This is a genomic window from Halomonas sp. CnH100-B (genome assembly GCF_024124605.1).
Lineage (GTDB): Bacteria > Pseudomonadota > Gammaproteobacteria > Pseudomonadales > Halomonadaceae > Vreelandella.
Genome location: NZ_JAMXRX010000004.1, coordinates 76,377 through 92,617 on the forward strand (window position 1 = coordinate 76,377; position 16,241 = coordinate 92,617).

Genomic DNA, 16,241 nt, shown 5'->3' on the forward strand with positions numbered 1-16,241 from the left:
AACCCAATCAGGTACTCCATCATGAAAAACAATGGCCCAGTGACCCAGGTGGAACACCCGCTGCGCGAAGATGATGTGCTGATTTCTAAAACCGATAACAGCAGCTACATTGCCTATGCGAACCATCGCTTTGTCGAGATCAGCGGTTTCGAGTATGAAGAACTGGTGGGTTCACCCCACAATATGGTGCGCCACCCGGACATGCCCGCGCCCGTCTTTGCCGATATGTGGAGCGACTTAAAAGCGGGCCAGTACTGGAGCGGATTGGTCAAAAACCGTCGAAAAAACGGCGACCATTATTGGGTAAGGGCGAACGTGGTGCCCATTCGGGAAAATAACCAAGTGACCGGCTTTGTGTCGATCCGCGTCAAACCCTCCCAGGCAGAAGTCGACAACGCCGAGCATATCTACCGCGATATCCGTGAAAACCAGGGGCGCTTTACGGTCAAGCATGGCGAAGTCATGGCCCGCAACCCGCTCAAACGGCTGGTCAGCGCTACTTGGTGGGCCCCTCGGCTCGCCAACGTCGCTGGCGTGCTGTTTACCTTGGCGGCCACTGGCGCGTTAATGCTGGCTAGCGCTTGGTGGCTGAGCAGTCAGGTCACAAGCGGTGTGCTGGCTCCGCTGCTCGCGATGATCTTTGTCACCGGCTTACTGCTCAGCGTCTACCAGTGGCGCCAGGCGCGCCGACTGCGTCGTTTCCTGCACAAAGCCAACGACTTCGCACTGCAAATCGCCGCCGGTGACTTGAATGCGCAGGTGCCCACCGTGGGCAATGCCGCCATGGATAACACACTGGCAACCATGAACTTCATGCGCCGCTCGCTGGACGCGCTGATTGGCGACCTGGATCAGCGCATCGCGCAAGTCATGCCCTCGGTGGAAGAGCTTTCCCGCCATAACCAAGCCATGGGCAACCGAGTCGACCAGCAAGCATCTGCCGTGCAGCAAACCGCCGCCAGCGCGGAGCAAATCGCCTCTACCGTGCGCCAAAGTTCAGATAACGCCCAGCTTGCCAGCCAGGCCTCGGTGGGGAACGTCAGCGAAGTCGACAACGCGGTGGCGATTATGCGTGAACTGGCCGATGCGATGGAGGGTATCACCGCGACTTCTCAAGACATGGCGGGCATTGTCAAAACGATCGATAACATTGCCTTCCAAACCAACATCTTGGCGCTGAATGCTTCCGTAGAAGCGGCCCGAGCCGGTGAGCATGGTCGAGGCTTTGCGGTGGTCGCTGAAGAGGTGCGCCGCTTGGCACGCCAATCCGCTGAGGCCGCCCATCAAGTACAAACGCTGATCGAGACCGCTCGCCAGCGTATTGAAGCCGGACAGCATAAAGCCGGTTCAGCAGGCGATGCCATGGGGCGCATTCGCCAAGCCAGCCATAACGTGAACGACTTGATGGAAGAGATTCGTGCGGCTGCTCGGGAGCAGAGCGAGGGCATCGCGCAGATCAGTCAGGCCATTTCGCAGATCGACCGGGGCACCCAAGAGAGTGCGGCCAGCATGGACGCGTATCTGAACGCCGTCGACGTTCTCTCTCGCGAGGTCAATCACCTGGCGCACAGTGCCCATGCCTTTATGCCGGTCACGAATGCGATGGTTCCGACACCCGCGCTTCCTCAACCCGCCAACAATGTGTACCGACTCCCCGTGGCTGAAAAACCGCGCGCCTTCCCCCGAGCAAAAGCCGTGTAACTCTGCGCTGCGGGTGGCATTTGCCACCCGCAGTGGTTTACCTCAAGCGCCATCCCAGTAGGGAACGTCGCCAATCGTGCTCTCTAGATAAGCCATGAAGACGGATACCTTCGATGAGCGCAGGCGGTTTTCAGGATAAATAGCGTAGATGTTGTCCAGATAGCCATCCTCAGACGCTTCCCATTGCGTCAGTAACGGCACTAACGTTTGCTGGCGCAGTGGCTCGAAGAGTAGCCACGAGGGAAACATCACCACGCCCTGCCCCGCCATCGCCGCTTCCACTAGGCTTTCAGCATTATTAGCGACCAAATTCCCCGACAAAGCGTAACGCACCGCCCGTGGTGCGTGGCGTTCCTGGAAGTACCATAGCTGCGTTCCCTTGCTGCCTTTATACAGCAGGCAATTATGCTGGCTGAGTTCCTCTGGCGACGCAGGCGCGCCGTGTGTTGCCAGATAATCCGGCGACGCGCAGACGATAAAACGCTGCCGGGCGATGCTGCGGGCCACCAAGCTTGAATCCGCGAGCGTCCCCACGCGAATCACTACATCAGCCCCCTCTTGCACCGGATCGATAAAACGATCTTCCAGCGTTAAATCCACCTGAATGTCCGGGTATTGCTGCTGAAACCGCGCCAAGTGCGGGGCGATATGGCGTCGCCCGAAGGCCACGGGCGCGTTGATGCGCAGCACGCCTTGAGGATGCTGCGCGCCGCCCATCACCTGCTCAGTGGCTAGCTCCAACCGCATCAGCGCATCGCGCACTTCGTGAAAATAGCGCTCCCCTGCCTCGGTGAGCTTGACCGCACGGGTATGGCGATAGAGCAAGCGTTGCCCCAGCGCCCGCTCCAGGCTAGCGATGTGTCGAGAGGCCGAAGAGGTAGGCAGCCCGTAGTAACGCGCCGCTTCCGAAAAGCTGCCGCTGGCGGCCACGCGCACAAACAGGCGCAGCGCTAGGAGTCGAACCGAGTTGTCCAAAGTGCAATAGTCCTTTGCCTTTTTAGCGCATTGTAGCAATAAGGCTTCCTCTTTAGAGTGCTGCCTCTTCATAAGAGGGGAGCAACACATGCAACACGCACTGATTCTGCTGGGCGTACTGATCGCCGGTATGGGGTTATCCGTTGAAGCGGGGCTGTTGGGGCCGCTTGGCGAGCAGGTAGGTCACCTTTCCGCCACGCTCTCCATTTTTATGGTCGGGGCGCTGCTGCTATCACTGGCGCTGCTGTTTTCGCCCAAGCGCCAGTTGGGCGCGCTGTTCAAACAGCCGCGCTGGCTGTTAACCGGCGGTGTGTTAGGACCGATTTACGTCATTATTTTAACGTTGGCCACCCCGCTGGTGGGCGTCGGCATGACCATGGTGGGCATTTTGTGCGGCCAGGTAGCGGCCAGCTTAGCCATTGACCATTTTGGCTGGCTCGGCAGCGAACGTCGCCAAGTGGATGGCTACCGTTTAGGGGCTCTTGCCATGATCCTTGCCGCGCTTTGGTTGATGTAACAGGAGAGACACCATGCTTTTACCCATCGTATTTGCCCTACTGCTCGCAGGCGGCGCGGTCTTGGCCGCTCAATCCTCCATTAACGGCCGTTTAGGTGCTCACACCGGCGTGCTGGAAAGTGCCTGGCTAACGTTTGCCGTGGGTGCCGTGCTGACTTTTTTGCTGATGTTCTTTTTTGAGCCGTCCCACGAGGCGACTCTGTTTAGCGTGCCCAAGTGGCAGCTCACGGGGGCGCTGTTTGGGGTGGTGTATATGCTCGCGATCGTCTTTGCAGTGCCCCGTGTTGGTACTGCAGCAGCGACGGTCTCGGTGATTTCCGGCCAGCTGTTGATGAGCTTATTGATCGATCACTTTGGATGGCTCAATAACGCCGAACGGGCGCTGGATGGGTCACGCTACGTGGCGATGGTGCTCTTGCTGTTGGCTATTGTATTGATCTACCTAAGCCATCGCCGCTCAGTGCATCCCGTGAGTTGATCATCACCACCCGGTTTCGCCCTTGGCGCTTGGCCTCGTAAAGCGCCTGATCGGCGGCTCGGAATAGCTGCGAAGCGCTCACATCCTCTGTTGGCTGCAGCACCGCGCCTCCTACGCTAATGGTGACGTTGGCAGGCACTGCACCGCCATGGTGGGGCAACTGCAGCGCCTCCACCGCGTGACGTAACTGCTCGGCTTGGGCCAGCACCGTCTGATGTGACTGCCCCATGCTTAACACTACAAACTCCTCTCCGCCGAAGCGCGCCACGACGCAGGCGTTGTCCGCGTGGGCACGCAGCGCGCTGGCGACTTGCTTGAGGCAGTGATCGCCCTGCAAATGGCCGTAGTGGTCGTTATAGGCTTTGAAACAGTCGATATCGATGACCATCAGGCCCACCGTGGCGCGCGCTTCCACGGCCTGCTGCCAAAAGAGGTTAAACAGGGTATCGAACTGGCGGCGATTGGCTAACTCCGTCAGTGGGTCTGTTAACGACAGTTTGGACAGCTCCGCGTTACTGCGCAGCGCGTGTCCGGCTCGATGGGTTTCGCGCAGCAACAGCAGGTAGGCCTTGCGTTCGCTGGCTTCTAACCGATAGTTGGCGATCAGTGTGAAGATCGCTTTGGCACACAGTGTAAAAATCGCGAGCCGTTTGACCTCGACCGGCATCGGCTCATACCCCGCAACGAAGTACACCATGATGGCGACGCTCAGAAGTGACGACACCAGCGCATACTGAAAGCGCAGGGAGTAAAGCACATTGCCAACGACCAAAATCAGGCCGAACGAGAAAATATCCAAATAGGAGTATGGCGACCGAGAGGATATAAAGATCACGCAAGAGGCCGCCATGGCCACCACAACGGTGCTCGCCATTAGGGTTTCTCGTGCGCCCCCTGAGACGCCTTTGTAAATGGCCCACAAGATGGGTAAACCAAAGGGAATGACCACCAACCCTCTTATTAGCACAGAGAGCCAAAATTCATTAGGTCGAAAGCTATAGTCATTGATGAGGAACAGACTGTAAATCAGCGCGGCGATCAGACCCGCCACCACCATGTTGCGGTTTCGTTGGGGCTGGGTGTCGCTCTCGAAGCGCACCTCTAACTCATCGGCAAAACGCAGTTGCCAGCTGGGCCGCACCAGCTCACGCTCAATGGCGTTGTGAAAGGAGTCACTGGTCATGCATACCTCGTTGAGTCCCGGCGTCTCTCGACTATCCTGACGGAACAACGTGACGAAGAGACGAAACGCGCACTGACGAGTAGGTAAACGCTTACTACGCTTAACGCGGTTAGGCTAGCCCCTTTGTGACACACAACCGTCAGAACGATCAACGCTTTCTTCGCGCTATTTCTTTCACCTGACCCGTAACGGAGACCCTATGACGCGTCCCACCACCGCCTCTCATCACGACCTGACCTTCACCATGGGGCATGAGGAGCTGGTGATTCACCGCCGCTACGAAGTGCTCAGTATTCTCAACGATTTCATGCTGGGACTGTGGTTTGCCATTGGCAGCGTCTGCTTCTTTTATGACGGCACCGTCAAAACCATCGGCGTCTGGCTATTCGTGATTGGCAGCCTGCAACTGCTGATGCGCCCAGCCATCCGCCTGCATCGCTACATCTATTTCAAGCGGCTGCCGGACGAGCAGCACGATGCCTAACCTGCGCTCATAAAGCGCACGCCTTGGGCGGCTAACGGGCTTCTTAAACGATCGGGCAGCGGGCTGTCGGTAATTACCGCGTGATAGTCTGCCAGCGAACCGGCGGCGCAGCGCAGCGGTAGGTCGAACTTGGTCTTATCCAGCACTAAAATTCGGTACGCCGCGTGGGCCAGCAGCGCCTCACGGGCCATTACTTCGTCGTCGTTGTAGTCGTAGAGCTGGCCGTGGCTATCCATACCGCCCACAGAGACAATGCCAATATCCACTCGATAACGCTGAAAAAAGCGCCAAGCGTCGCCACCAATCACATCCTGATCACGGCGGCGTACGCGGCCTCCGGCCACCACCAGCTCACACTCCAGCGCGCATAACTTGATCAAAGCGTGCAGGTTATTGGTCATAATCTGCAGTCCCTGCTTGTCCCGCAGCGCGTCGGCTAGCTGCTCTACCGTCGTCCCCGTCCCCAAAAAGAGCGACTGGTGATTAGAAATCAACGACGCCGCCTGCCGTGCAATATGCCGTTTGCCTTCCTGATTGACGATTTGGCGCTGGTCGTAACCCACATTCTCTTGATCAGGAAAGGGCATCACCTCGCCGTGGCGGCGCAGAATCAACCCCTGCTCAGCCAAGACGCGAATATCCCCCCGCAGGGTTTGCACGGAGACGCCAAAGTGATGGGCAAGCGCTACCAGCGTTTGCCGCCCCTCTCCCCGCACGCGCGCCAACACGGCACGCCGCCTTTCTGTCACGTTCATGCTGCCCCCACCTTTCTCTTTATCGTGCTTGCTGGCAAAACGAAAAAAACTTTCCCGCCAGCGAAAGCTAACCGCTATCAAACGAAAGCGTAGTGTCACGATGTTGTAAGCCGATGACAGTAGTGTGGTGGCTGTTCACCTACTGGAGGTTTTCCCGATGTTGAAGCGCTCGTTGTGTTCCGCCGTGACTCTCGCAAGCATTGCCCTCTCCACGTCGTTGCTCGCTGATGACAAGCTGGTGCTCTACACCAGCCAGCCCAATAGCGATGCGCAGCAAACGGTCGATGCGTTCCAAGCCGCCTACCCGGAGATTGAAGTGGAGTGGGTGCGCGATGGCACCACCCGCCTGATGACACGCTTGCGTTCGGAGCTGGCTGCCGGTGTCAGCAACCCTGACGTGCTGCTGATTGCCGACAGCATGACCATGACCTCGCTGAAACAAGAGGGCCATCTGCAGCCCTACCTCAGCCCTGAGCGCGATGCCTACGACGAAGCGCTTTACGACCCAGAAGGCTACTTCTACGGCACCAAGCTCATCACCACCGGTATCGTTTACAACACCGGCGCCGAGCAGCAGCCCCAACGTTGGGAAGATCTGACCGGCCCTGAGTACGAAGGCCTCGTCACCATGCCTAGCCCGTTGTACTCCGGCGCGGCGCTAATTCATATGGCAGCCATCGGTGAAAACCCGGCATTAGGGCTTGAGTACTACGAGGCACTACAGGCCAACCGCACGGAAGCACAGGGCGGTAACGGCGGCGTGTTCAATGCGGTGGCCGCAGGCACCAAGCCCTACGGCATCGTGGTGGATTTTCTGCCCATCCGCGAAGCCGCGAAAGGCTCGCCCGTGGCGTTTGTGTTCCCTGAAGAGGGCGTGAGCGCCGTCACCGAGCCCGTTGCCATTATGCAAGAGGCTGAGAACCTAGACGCCGCTCAGAAATTTGTCGACTTCGTGCTCTCCCAACCGGGGCAAGAATTGGTGAGCCAGCAGGGCTACCTGCCTGCTCACCCGGATGTGACGCCGCCAGAAAGCTTCCCTGAGCGCAGCACGATCAACCTCATGCCGGTGGATATCGAACAGGCGCTCGAACAGGAAGAGACGCTCAAGCAGCGCTTTAGCGATCTGTTCGGCGGCTAACCATGACCCCTTCGCTCAACCTTGGCAGCCAGCATCGCTGGCTGCTTAGCCTGATCACCCTGCTCATCGTACTGCTCAGCCTCGCGCCCAGTTTGCGACTACTCATCGAGGCACTGAGCGACCTTGGCCAGGGTAGCCAAGCGCCGCTGTGGAAGGTGCTCACCGCTGCCAGCACGTGGCGTGCGCTGTGGCACAGTGTGTATACCTCGGGCCTCGGTATGCTGATTGCGCTGGTGCTGGGTAGCCTGTTCGCGTTTGTGATCACATTGACGGACATGCGCGGCAAAGCGTGGCTAGTGTTCTGCTTTATGCTGCCCATGATGATCCCGCCCCAGGTCACCGCCCTGAGCTGGCTACAGCTGTTTGGCCCCGCCAGCCCCTTGTTAAAAAGCATCGGCATGGCGCCACCGTTAGGCAGCCCGCAGCCGCTCTACTCCGCAGAGGGTATTGCGCTGCTGCTGGGTATTCAGAGTGCGCCCCTAGTCTTTTTGGCGCTACGCACGTCTCTGCTGTCCCTGCCACGTGAATTGATTGAAGCCGCGCGCATCAGCGGCGCGCGCCAAACCCAGGTGTGGGGCCATATTGTCTTACCCATCACCCGCCACGGCCTGATTGCCGGGGCCGCCATGGCGTTTATCTCTAGCCTGGGTAACTTTGGTATTCCCGCGATGCTGGGAATTCCCGCCGGTTATTACGTGCTGCCCACGCTGATTTACCAGCGCATGGCCAGCTTTGGCACCGGCGTACTGGCAGAGATGGCGGCGCTTTCTCTGTTGATCGGCATCCTGGCGCTGGCAGGCGTGGCCTTGCAGCAGCATTGGATGAACCGCAGCCGGTTTGGGTTAGGCGGCCATAGCGGCCGCGCCCACGATTTTTCGCTAGGTCGCTATCGCCCCCTCGTGACGGCTTTGCTGGTCGGCGTACTGCTGGTGATCCTGGTCGCGCCGCTAGCCGCGCTGGTGGTGAGCTCCTTGGTGCCTGCGATGGGCGTGCCACTGAGCATTGAGTCCATTACGCTCAATGCCTATCACGAAGTGATTGGCCGTCAAGGAGCCACTTGGCGGGCAGTGCGTAACAGTCTTTGGCTGGCAGGCGGTGCCGCGCTGGTACTGATGCTATGCAGCCTGCCGCTCGCTTACCGCCTACAGCGCCTTCCACCGCGCCTGCAGCAGCTCACCCTTAGCGCTATTGAGCTACCGTACGCGCTGCCCGGCGTAGTACTGGCGATTGCCTGTATTTTACTGTTTGTCCGCCCTTTACCGCTCATCAACCTAGCGCTTTACGGCACGCTCGGATTGATCTTTGTGGCCTATCTGGCGCGCTTTTTGGTGGTCTGCCTGAAACCGGTAAGTGCCAGCTTGGCCCAGCTAGATCCCTCACTGGAAGAAGCCGCTCAGCTGGCGGGCGCAGGCCCCTGGCGTCGGCTCATCACCATTCTTTTACCGCTGATTGCGCCCTCGCTATTTGCTGGCGGGCTGCTGGTATTTTTGCTGGCAGTGAATGAACTGACCGTCTCCGCGCTGCTCTGGAGCGCCGGGAATGAAACCCTGGGCGTACTGATTTTCAACTTGGACGAGGGCGGTGAGAGCGTGCTGGCATCAGCAGTTTCCGTGCTGGTAGTGATCATGGTCGCCTCGCTGATGCTATCGCTCAGCCTGCTAGCCCCGCGTCTACCTAAAGGAGTCGTGCCGTGGCAGGGCTAGCTATTCATCGTGTGACTAAACAGTTTGGCGATCACCGGGCGGTTGATGATCTGTCGCTGGAGATTGCCCCCGGCGAGTTTGTGGCACTGCTCGGCCCCAGCGGCTGCGGCAAAACCACCATGCTGCGGATGCTGGCGGGGTTTGAGCAGATCAGCAGTGGCACCCTCACCCTCAACGGCACGCTACTCGCCAGCGACCAGCACCATGTGCCCCCTGAGCAGCGCAACATGGCGATGGTGTTTCAGTCGTACGCGCTGTGGCCGCATATGAGCGTGGCCGACAACGTGGGCTACCCGCTGAAACTGCGCCGCATTCAGGGCAGCGAGTATCAGCGCCGAGTCGCCCACGCGCTGGAGCAGGTTGCGCTTACCCCCTACGCCCAGCGCGCTCCACAGGAGCTCAGCGGTGGCCAGCGCCAGCGGGTAGCGTTAGCGCGCTGCTTGGTCACCGATCCAGACGTGGTGCTGCTCGATGAGCCGCTCGCCAACCTGGACCGCAACCTGCGCGCCTCTATGGAGCACAGCTTTGTCGACTTCCACCGCCGCACCCAAGCCACCATGGTGTACGTGACCCATGATCAAAGCGAAGCCATGGCAATGGCGGATCGCATTGCGGTGATGCGTGACGGCGCGCTGGTACAGTGGGCAACGCCTGAAACGCTCTACCGAGAGCCGCGTAGCGAATGGGTCGCACGGTTTATCGGCCAAGGTAGCCAACTAAAGGTCGCAGGCGGCGCACCGGGCCAGCGACTAAGTGAATCAGCGCTGATGCAAGGCTTGGCCGCGCCGCTCACGGCGCGCACTCAGCCCGTTTTGGTACGTCCTGAACATATCCGTATTGAGGCACACTCCCCTGCACCGTCGTCCGCGCACTCGCCTAGCCCATACGACTTAACCGGACGCGTGGAGCGGCTCACCTTTCGCGGTGAACGCTATGAGCTACACCTGCGCTTATCCACGGGAGAAGCGCTGCTGGCCTATCATCACACCGCACTCAACGAGGGCCAGCACGTCGCGGTGCGCTTGCTGGAAGGTTGGTGCCTGGAGCCTGACCAATGAGCGCCACGATTCAGATCCTCAGCGGGCTGGGCGGTAAAGGGCCGGCGGCCGTCGTGGTGGAAGCGCAGGGTAAACGCCTGCTGCTGGACGCCGGAGGCGCACTACACCCCGGCGAGCCGATTACCTGGGCACGCGGGCTGGACGTAGACGCCGTATTGATTAGCCATGACCACGTGGACCACATTGGCGGCGTCGCGGAGCTGCCCACGCAGATACCGCTTTACTGCACGCCGTTAGTCGCCAAGGCGCTGCCCCCACAACGGGCGTGGCAGCCACTGCCCTACCGGGGTCGTATTAACGTCGAAGGGATGACGGTGACCACCGGGCAAGCGGGCCATTCGCTAGGCGGTGTCTGGCTACATCTCGACGTTGCAGGCGGTATTTTCTACAGCGGCGATGCCTGTTTTGAGTCGCGCATGTTTCCATTTGATGCGCCCCCACCCGCAAACACGGCGCTGCTGGATGCCTCCTACGGCCGCTACGACCAGCCCCAAGCGCATTGCATCCACGCCATTGGCAAGGCGTTAGACCACCCGCTGGTGCTGCCGGTACCGGAAACGGGGCGTGCCCTGGAAATGGCGCTATGGCTGGCGGAAGAGGCGGACCAACGCCACCTGCCCTTTGCGATTGACCCGATCATTCGCGATAACCTGGCCGCCCTACTCGCGCTGCCCAATGACCTTCGCCGTGAAGGGTTAGATGAGGCTATCCAAGCGCTTTTAAAACGCCACAATGCCCGCGACCCGGCGCTTTGGCTGGTCAGCGACCGTGGCGATAACCCTGCCGACTGGCCGCATCACCGCCTGCTCCACACTGGCTACTTAACGCCACAGCGTCGCCAACAGCTCGCCGCTGGCGAGGTGCTTTGGCAGCGCTGGAACGTTCATTTGCGCGCCTCGCACTTGGTGGCCCTGGCCAACCAGCTCCAGGCGGCCCAAGTGGCACCGCTATTTACTTCGCTCCATGCCGAGGCTGAGACCACATGGCGTGAACTGCTGAGCGAACGGTTCATCACGCAGCCTTCGCTAAACGCCCCGTCAGCGGCGCGCCCGCTCTCTTCACTTCTGTTAACGCATTAGGAAACATGTCTATGAACGCAGTCATTGTTGATGTCGACGGCACGCTGGCCGAGTTTCACCCTGCCGATGTCCACGAGTGGGTACTTGGCCCCGCCAAACAGTGGGATCCTTTCTTTGCCCACATGGCGAACGCGCCGGTGATTGAACCCGTCGCCCGGCTGGTCAAACTGCTAAAAGCCCAAGGCCAGCACATCGTCATCTGCAGCGGCCGCCCAGACAGCCACCGAGAACACACCCAGGCATGGCTCACCCGCCATGACATTCCTTTCGACGCCATGTACTTACGCCCGGAAGGCGATGACCATGTGGATGACGAAGAGGTGAAATCAGCGCTACTGGACCAAATGCACAGCGACGGCTTCGTCCCCTGGCTCGTGCTGGATGACCGCGATGCCGTCGTCGCCCAGTGGCGCGCACTCGGGCTGACCTGCCTACAGTGCGCACCGGGGGATTTTTAAGCGCTTGCCAAGCTTGCGCGGCGCTGCCAAACCAGGACCGCCAAGGGCACTATCGAGACGGGAATCAGTACTAGGTTCAGCGTCGCCCACCCCAAGCCGTTCACCAGAGGCCCGGCAGCCAACGCCGTCATCGCAGCGGTACCAAACACGAAAAACTCGTTGGCCGCCTGGGTACGCGCTTTATCGACCGGGCGGTAACACTCGGTAAGCAGCCCAGTGGCGGGCAGGAAAGTGAAATTCCAGCCCAGGCCCAGCAATACCAGCGCCACATTGAATCCCGTCAAACCAATATCCCATTGGGCAACCAACGCACTTGCCACTAACAGCAAGCAGCCCGCCACAATCACTTGCCTAGCGCCGAAGCGAGCGGCCAAGTGGCCCGTAAAGAAGGAGGGCAGAAACATCGCCACGACATGCCACTGAATGGTCATTGAGACGTGGTGAAAGTGGTGCCCTGCACTCTCCATGGCCAATGGCGTGGCCGTCATCGCTAGGTTCATCACCCCGTACCCCACCATCGCGGCACTCACCGCCATCATAAACCCTGGCTGGCGGAGTATCTTACCCAGCGGCAGTGGCGTGCCTTCGCTGTGGGTTCGAGATGCGGACGGTAACCGGATCATTATCAATACGATCAATGCAAGTAAGTAGAGAGCCGCCAGCCCTATGAAGCTACCTAGAAACGGCACCTCGCCCAGCTCACGGCTTGCCCTTGCCAGCCACGGCCCAGCAAAAGCCGCTAGCACGCCGCCGCCCATCACCAAGCCAATCGCTCGGTCGCGCACCGGCGCTGGCGCGGCCTCTACCGCCGCAAAACGGTATAGCTGACCAAACCCCATCCCCACACCGATCAGCCACGTCGCTAGCAAAAACAGTCCAAACCGCTCGCCGATCAGCGCCTGCGCGGCTACCAATGCCCCCACCAGCCCAACGATGTTGCCCAGCATGAACCCCCGCTTACGACCCAGCCTTGCCATGATCAGCGACGCGGGAATGGTTGCGCACATCAGGCCGAGCCATTGGCTAGCCACGGGCGCCGTCGACCAGAAGGCGCTTGGCGCTAACGACGCGCCAATCAGCGGCGAGATACCAATCAGCAGCACATTGCCAGTCACCAACAGCGCTTGGCAAAGTGATAAGAGAGTGACGGTTATGGGCATGAGATGCTCCCCTGAAAAGCAGCGGCTTGAGAAGAGGCAAAGCGCTGGCGATACACCGAGGGGGAAACGCCGTAGTAGCGCTGAAATTGGCGACGCAGCTGTTCTGCACCGCCCAGCCGCCAGCGCTGTGCCAGACGCTCAAGGGAGAGTGGCTCCCGCTCGTTAAGCAGCGCCAGCCGGGCTTGCTCCAGGCGAAGCTGCGTCAAATAAGCGCCTGGCGTGGTGTTTAAATGCCGTTTAAACAGCCGCGTCAGGTGGCGTGGGGAGACCGCCATCTGTTCGGCCATACTCTCCAAGCCAACGTCTTCGCCCGGATCGGCATGGAGCCGGTCCAACAAACGTCGCAGCGGCCCCGCCGACTGCTGACGGCGCAATATCTCACTGAACTGCGACTGACCACCGGGACGCTGTAAAAACACCACCAGCTCACGGGCCACCTGACCCGCCAGCCCAGCACCGTGGTCCGCTTCTACCAGCGATAGCGCCAAATCAATCCCGGCGGTCACCCCAGCACTGGTGTAACGGCCATGGCTTTCGATATAGAGCGCATCCGGCTCAACGGACAGCGCCGGATACTCATCCGCCAATTGTCCCGCATGCCGCCAGTGGGTCGTCACGCGGCAGCCATCCAGCAGGCCCGCCTCCGCCAGCAAAAACGCCCCAGAGCAAATGGAGCCAAGGCGCCTAACGTCAGACGCTATCTCACACAGCACTTGCTTTACGGCTGTGACCTCTCGCTGCTGCATCACCCCGCTGCCGCCTGACACCAACAGCGTATCCAGCGGCCGTAACTCATGAAGTTGGCGGTAAGAGTGAGTGGCGTACACTGCCAACCCACCGTTGGAGATGACTGGACCAATAGCATTAGCGACCAGCGTTAATTGATACAGCGGCGTAGGGCTTAACGCATTCGCGCTAGCAAAGACCTGCCAAGGGCCGCTGACATCGAGCAGTTGGCAGTCGGGGTAGGCAAGCAGGGCAATATGGCGTGTCACTGTCTCTCTCCAACAAAAAGGATGGAACTAGAGAGAGTGTCAGCGCTGCGCCCCATGTCGGCAAGGACCATTACCCCACCGATAAAGACATGAATATCGTGCTCTTACGGGCAGTAAAAAGTCATCCCGTGCGCTCCATCGGCGCTTCCATACGGCGCACGCTGGCAACGAAGTCGCTAAAGCGCTCGCCTTGAATCAACACGTGGTCGCAGAGCGCCTGTTGGGCCTGGGCGGCGTCGCCCTGCTCGATGGCGTCGACGATCGTTTGGTGCTCATGGAGCGAGTTGTGCATACGCTGGCGGACCTGCAGCTGTAAGCGGCGGTAAGGCTTTAAACGCTGCTTGAGCTGGCGGGCTTCGCTGGCTAAAAACGTGTTGTGGCTGGCGGTATAGATACAGTCATGGAACGCTTCGTTCTCGTAGTAGTACTCATCGGTGTCGCCCGCCAGGGCGGCGGCTTCGCAGCGCTTGTGTGCGGCCTTAAGCGCCGCCAGCTCTGGCTCGCTGATACGCCGCGCGGCCAAGCGGCCACACATGCCTTCAAGCTCTGCCATCACTTCAAACATTTCGATTAGCTGATCGATACCCACCTTCGCAACGAACGTGCCTTTCTTCGGCGAGACCGTGACCAGCCCGCTGGCCACCAATTGTTGAAACGCCTCACGCACTGGGGTGCGCGACACATTGAACTCTTGGCCCAGGGCTTCTGGGTCTAGCCGCTCGCCGGGGGCGCGCCGCCCGTTGATGATGTCATCCTCTAAAGAATCCCTTAGCCGCTGTGCGTTGGAACGCTTCGTATCCGCCATGACTGACCTCCTTCGGTAACGCCGCAGGCGATGACATAAATATGGCATAAATTTGACATTAGCATACATAACCGCTATTGAAATATATATCAGCTCGCCTGATAAACACACAACGCTAATCCAAACACACAACAACAACTGTTGGAGACGCCACATGAAACGCTTCTTACTGCCCACCGCTGCGGCCCTGGGCCTCGCTATTGCAGCCTCCCATGCCAATGCGGACACCGTCCTACGCGCTTCGCACCAGTTCCCCGGGGGCCAGGGCGATATTCGCGATGAAATGGTGCAGATGATGGCACGCCATGTCGCCGATGCGGATGTCGGCTTAACCATCGAAGTCTACCCAGGCCAGTCGCTATTCAAAGCCCGCGAGCAATGGGGGGCCATCGCCCGCGGCCGTCTGGATATCACCTCGCTGCCGTTGGATTACGCTAGTGGCCGCCACCCGGAATTTTCGGCCACGCTGATGCCGGGCTTGGTGCGTAACCAGGCCCACGCCCAGCGGCTGAACGACTCCGAGTACATGACGATGATTAAAGACGTCATCATCGAAGGCGGGGCACGCGTGTTAGCGGATGCTTGGCTATCGGGCGGTTTTGCCTCTAGCGAGCAGTGCATTACCTCTCCAGAGACGGTGAATGGGCAGAACATCCGCGCCGCTGGCCCTGCGTTTGAAGAGATGCTGGAAGCGGCCGGTGCGTCGATTTCCTCCATGCCCTCTTCCGAGGTGTATACCGCCATGCAAACCGGCGTGCTGGAAGCCGCCAACACCTCTTCTATGTCGTTCATCTCCTTCCGCCTTTACGAACAGGTGGAGTGCTTGACGGAACCCGGCGATTACGCCCTCTGGTTTATGTACGAGCCCATCTTGATATCTGAGCAGGTGTGGCAAGGCTTAACCGAGGAGCAGCAAGCCGCGCTCATGGAAGCCGGTGAGGCCGCCGAGGTCTATTTCGCGGAAGAAGCGGCTGCCATCGACCAGCAGATGGTCGACGTGTACGAGGAGAACGGCGTCGAGGTGGTCAGTATGAGCGAGGATGACTACAACGCCTGGCTTGAGATTGCCCGCGAAACCTCCTACAAAAACTTTGCCGATAACGTTCCCAACGGTCAGGCCATCATCGACGCGGCGCTTGCCGTCGAGTAAGACGCGCCTCCACTGACCGTGCTGGCCACTCACTGAGTGGCCACGTTTGTCCGCTGCTTGCTGAGCTTGACGAGGGAACTATGGCAACTTCAACCACTCACCCCCCTGCCGTACGCAGCGGGGTTATTGGCGGCTATATCCGCTTGATGGATACGCTGTCGCGCGCGTCGGCATACCTCGCCTGCGCCATGTTTGTGGCAGGCGTTCTGGTGATCTGCCAAATGGTCTTTATCCGCTACGCCTTGGGCATGAGCACAAGCTGGCAGACCGAATTCACGATTTTCTCCGTGACCGGGGCCATGCTGATGGGCAGCCCCTACGTACTGATGACCGGTGGCCATGTGGCGATCACCATCGTGCCAGATGCTCTCGGTGGCCTGGCCAAAAAAGCCATGTACTTGGTGGCATCGCTGTTTGGCCTGCTCTTTTGCGCGGCGCTGGCCTACGCCTCTTGGGTATACGTCTTTGAAGCGCTGCACGGCGAATGGACCACTGGCTCGGTGTGGAACCCACCGCTCTGGCCCGCCATTCTGCCCATGGCCGTGGGGGCCACGCTGCTCTCGCTGCAGTACGTGGCTGAAATTATGCGCGGGGAGGGCTAA

At 59.7% G+C, this 16,241-nt stretch carries 17 protein-coding genes; 11 read left to right on the forward strand and 6 right to left on the reverse strand.

Annotated features, from left to right (window positions below; all coding sequences use genetic code 11):
- The first annotated feature begins 21 nt into the window (after positions 1–21).
- Positions 22–1,701: a PAS domain-containing methyl-accepting chemotaxis protein gene (locus NH398_RS09995; RefSeq protein WP_253018306.1), complete on the forward strand. Its 1,680-nt coding sequence runs from the start codon at positions 22–24 to the stop codon at positions 1,699–1,701.
- 42 nt (positions 1,702–1,743) lie between these two features.
- Here the strand turns inward: NH398_RS09995 and NH398_RS10000 are convergent, their stop codons facing one another.
- Positions 1,744–2,676: a LysR family transcriptional regulator gene (locus tag NH398_RS10000; protein WP_253018307.1), complete on the reverse strand. Its 933-nt coding sequence runs from the start codon at positions 2,674–2,676 to the stop codon at positions 1,744–1,746.
- Between the two features lie 88 nt (positions 2,677–2,764).
- On the opposite strand from NH398_RS10000, the gene NH398_RS10005 reads away from it, so the two are divergent.
- Both NH398_RS10005 and NH398_RS10010 read left to right on the forward strand, forming a co-directional pair.
- On the forward strand, positions 2,765–3,193 hold the full coding sequence (locus tag NH398_RS10005) for a DMT family transporter (RefSeq protein ID WP_253018308.1): 429 nt from the start codon (positions 2,765–2,767) through the stop codon (positions 3,191–3,193).
- 13 nt (positions 3,194–3,206) lie between these two features.
- Complete coding sequence (locus tag NH398_RS10010) at positions 3,207–3,671, forward strand: DMT family transporter (protein ID WP_159343298.1); 465 nt, start codon at positions 3,207–3,209, stop codon at positions 3,669–3,671.
- Here NH398_RS10010 and NH398_RS10015 read toward each other — a convergent pair.
- Positions 3,619–4,854, reverse strand: coding sequence for a GGDEF domain-containing protein (locus NH398_RS10015; protein WP_253018309.1), 1,236 nt, complete (start codon positions 4,852–4,854; stop codon positions 3,619–3,621). The genes NH398_RS10010 and NH398_RS10015 overlap by 53 nt on opposite strands.
- Positions 4,855–5,053: 199 nt before the next feature.
- Here NH398_RS10015 and NH398_RS10020 point away from each other — a divergent pair, with 199 nt between their 5' ends.
- Positions 5,054–5,338 carry a YrhK family protein gene (locus tag NH398_RS10020; RefSeq protein ID WP_159343300.1) on the forward strand — a complete coding sequence of 95 codons (285 nt, stop codon included), beginning with the start codon at positions 5,054–5,056 and terminating at the stop codon, positions 5,336–5,338.
- On the opposite strand, the gene NH398_RS10025 is transcribed toward NH398_RS10020, so the two are convergent.
- The gene (locus tag NH398_RS10025; protein ID WP_159343301.1) at positions 5,335–6,093 is read right to left on the reverse strand and encodes a DeoR/GlpR family DNA-binding transcription regulator; all 759 of its coding nucleotides are present in this window, start codon (positions 6,091–6,093) and stop codon (positions 5,335–5,337) included. The two genes, NH398_RS10020 and NH398_RS10025, sit on opposite strands and share 4 nt — an antisense overlap.
- A gap of 157 nt (positions 6,094–6,250) precedes the next feature.
- On the opposite strand from NH398_RS10025, the gene NH398_RS10030 reads away from it, so the two are divergent.
- The 5 genes from NH398_RS10030 to NH398_RS10050 are packed head-to-tail and all read left to right on the forward strand — an operon-like array spanning position 6,251 to position 11,529.
- Positions 6,251–7,231 (forward strand): ABC transporter substrate-binding protein, encoded by a 981-nt coding sequence (locus tag NH398_RS10030; RefSeq protein ID WP_253018310.1) that lies wholly within the window; start codon positions 6,251–6,253, stop codon positions 7,229–7,231.
- 2 nt (positions 7,232–7,233) lie between these two features.
- Positions 7,234–8,934, forward strand: coding sequence for an iron ABC transporter permease (locus NH398_RS10035; RefSeq protein ID WP_253018311.1), 1,701 nt, complete (start codon positions 7,234–7,236; stop codon positions 8,932–8,934).
- Positions 8,922–9,992 (forward strand): ABC transporter ATP-binding protein, encoded by a 1,071-nt coding sequence (locus tag NH398_RS10040; RefSeq protein ID WP_253018312.1) that lies wholly within the window; start codon positions 8,922–8,924, stop codon positions 9,990–9,992. Before NH398_RS10035 ends, NH398_RS10040 begins: the two co-directional genes overlap by 13 nt.
- Positions 9,989–11,071 carry an MBL fold metallo-hydrolase gene (locus tag NH398_RS10045; protein WP_253018313.1) on the forward strand — a complete coding sequence of 361 codons (1,083 nt, stop codon included), beginning with the start codon at positions 9,989–9,991 and terminating at the stop codon, positions 11,069–11,071. Before NH398_RS10040 ends, NH398_RS10045 begins: the two co-directional genes overlap by 4 nt.
- Positions 11,072–11,082: 11 nt before the next feature.
- Positions 11,083–11,529 (forward strand): HAD family acid phosphatase, encoded by a 447-nt coding sequence (locus tag NH398_RS10050; RefSeq protein WP_253018314.1) that lies wholly within the window; start codon positions 11,083–11,085, stop codon positions 11,527–11,529.
- On the opposite strand, the gene NH398_RS10055 is transcribed toward NH398_RS10050, so the two are convergent.
- The 3 genes from NH398_RS10055 to NH398_RS10065 form a co-directional block, all read right to left on the reverse strand.
- Positions 11,526–12,689 carry an MFS transporter gene (locus NH398_RS10055; RefSeq protein WP_253018316.1) on the reverse strand — a complete coding sequence of 388 codons (1,164 nt, stop codon included), beginning with the start codon at positions 12,687–12,689 and terminating at the stop codon, positions 11,526–11,528. The two genes, NH398_RS10050 and NH398_RS10055, sit on opposite strands and share 4 nt — an antisense overlap.
- Positions 12,680–13,684 carry a GlxA family transcriptional regulator gene (locus NH398_RS10060; protein WP_253018318.1) on the reverse strand — a complete coding sequence of 335 codons (1,005 nt, stop codon included), beginning with the start codon at positions 13,682–13,684 and terminating at the stop codon, positions 12,680–12,682. Before NH398_RS10060 ends, NH398_RS10055 begins: the two co-directional genes overlap by 10 nt.
- A 121-nt stretch (positions 13,685–13,805) precedes the next feature.
- Positions 13,806–14,489: a GntR family transcriptional regulator gene (locus tag NH398_RS10065; protein ID WP_159343309.1), complete on the reverse strand. Its 684-nt coding sequence runs from the start codon at positions 14,487–14,489 to the stop codon at positions 13,806–13,808.
- 154 nt (positions 14,490–14,643) lie between these two features.
- On the opposite strand from NH398_RS10065, the gene dctP reads away from it, so the two are divergent.
- Both dctP and NH398_RS10075 read left to right on the forward strand, forming a co-directional pair.
- On the forward strand, positions 14,644–15,639 hold the full coding sequence (gene dctP, locus NH398_RS10070; protein WP_159343310.1) for a TRAP transporter substrate-binding protein DctP: 996 nt from the start codon (positions 14,644–14,646) through the stop codon (positions 15,637–15,639).
- A gap of 80 nt (positions 15,640–15,719) precedes the next feature.
- On the forward strand, positions 15,720–16,241 hold the full coding sequence (locus tag NH398_RS10075; RefSeq protein ID WP_253018320.1) for a TRAP transporter small permease subunit: 522 nt from the start codon (positions 15,720–15,722) through the stop codon (positions 16,239–16,241).

Coding starts and splice junctions, on each gene's coding strand:
- NH398_RS10065 (WP_159343309.1), bottom strand. CDS start 14,489: ATGGCGGATACGAAGCGTTCCAACGCACAGCGGCTAAGGGATTCTTTA.
- NH398_RS10055 (WP_253018316.1), bottom strand. CDS start 12,689: ATGCCCATAACCGTCACTCTCTTATCACTTTGCCAAGCGCTGTTGGTG.
- NH398_RS10025 (WP_159343301.1), bottom strand. CDS start 6,093: ATGAACGTGACAGAAAGGCGGCGTGCCGTGTTGGCGCGCGTGCGGGGA.
- NH398_RS10010 (WP_159343298.1), top strand. CDS start 3,207: ATGCTTTTACCCATCGTATTTGCCCTACTGCTCGCAGGCGGCGCGGTC.
- NH398_RS10075 (WP_253018320.1), top strand. CDS start 15,720: ATGGCAACTTCAACCACTCACCCCCCTGCCGTACGCAGCGGGGTTATT.
- NH398_RS10030 (WP_253018310.1), top strand. CDS start 6,251: ATGTTGAAGCGCTCGTTGTGTTCCGCCGTGACTCTCGCAAGCATTGCC.
- NH398_RS09995 (WP_253018306.1), top strand. CDS start 22: ATGAAAAACAATGGCCCAGTGACCCAGGTGGAACACCCGCTGCGCGAA.
- NH398_RS10035 (WP_253018311.1), top strand. CDS start 7,234: ATGACCCCTTCGCTCAACCTTGGCAGCCAGCATCGCTGGCTGCTTAGC.
- NH398_RS10005 (WP_253018308.1), top strand. CDS start 2,765: ATGCAACACGCACTGATTCTGCTGGGCGTACTGATCGCCGGTATGGGG.
- NH398_RS10050 (WP_253018314.1), top strand. CDS start 11,083: ATGAACGCAGTCATTGTTGATGTCGACGGCACGCTGGCCGAGTTTCAC.
- NH398_RS10045 (WP_253018313.1), top strand. CDS start 9,989: ATGAGCGCCACGATTCAGATCCTCAGCGGGCTGGGCGGTAAAGGGCCG.
- NH398_RS10020 (WP_159343300.1), top strand. CDS start 5,054: ATGACGCGTCCCACCACCGCCTCTCATCACGACCTGACCTTCACCATG.
- NH398_RS10015 (WP_253018309.1), bottom strand. CDS start 4,854: ATGACCAGTGACTCCTTTCACAACGCCATTGAGCGTGAGCTGGTGCGG.
- dctP (WP_159343310.1), top strand. CDS start 14,644: ATGAAACGCTTCTTACTGCCCACCGCTGCGGCCCTGGGCCTCGCTATT.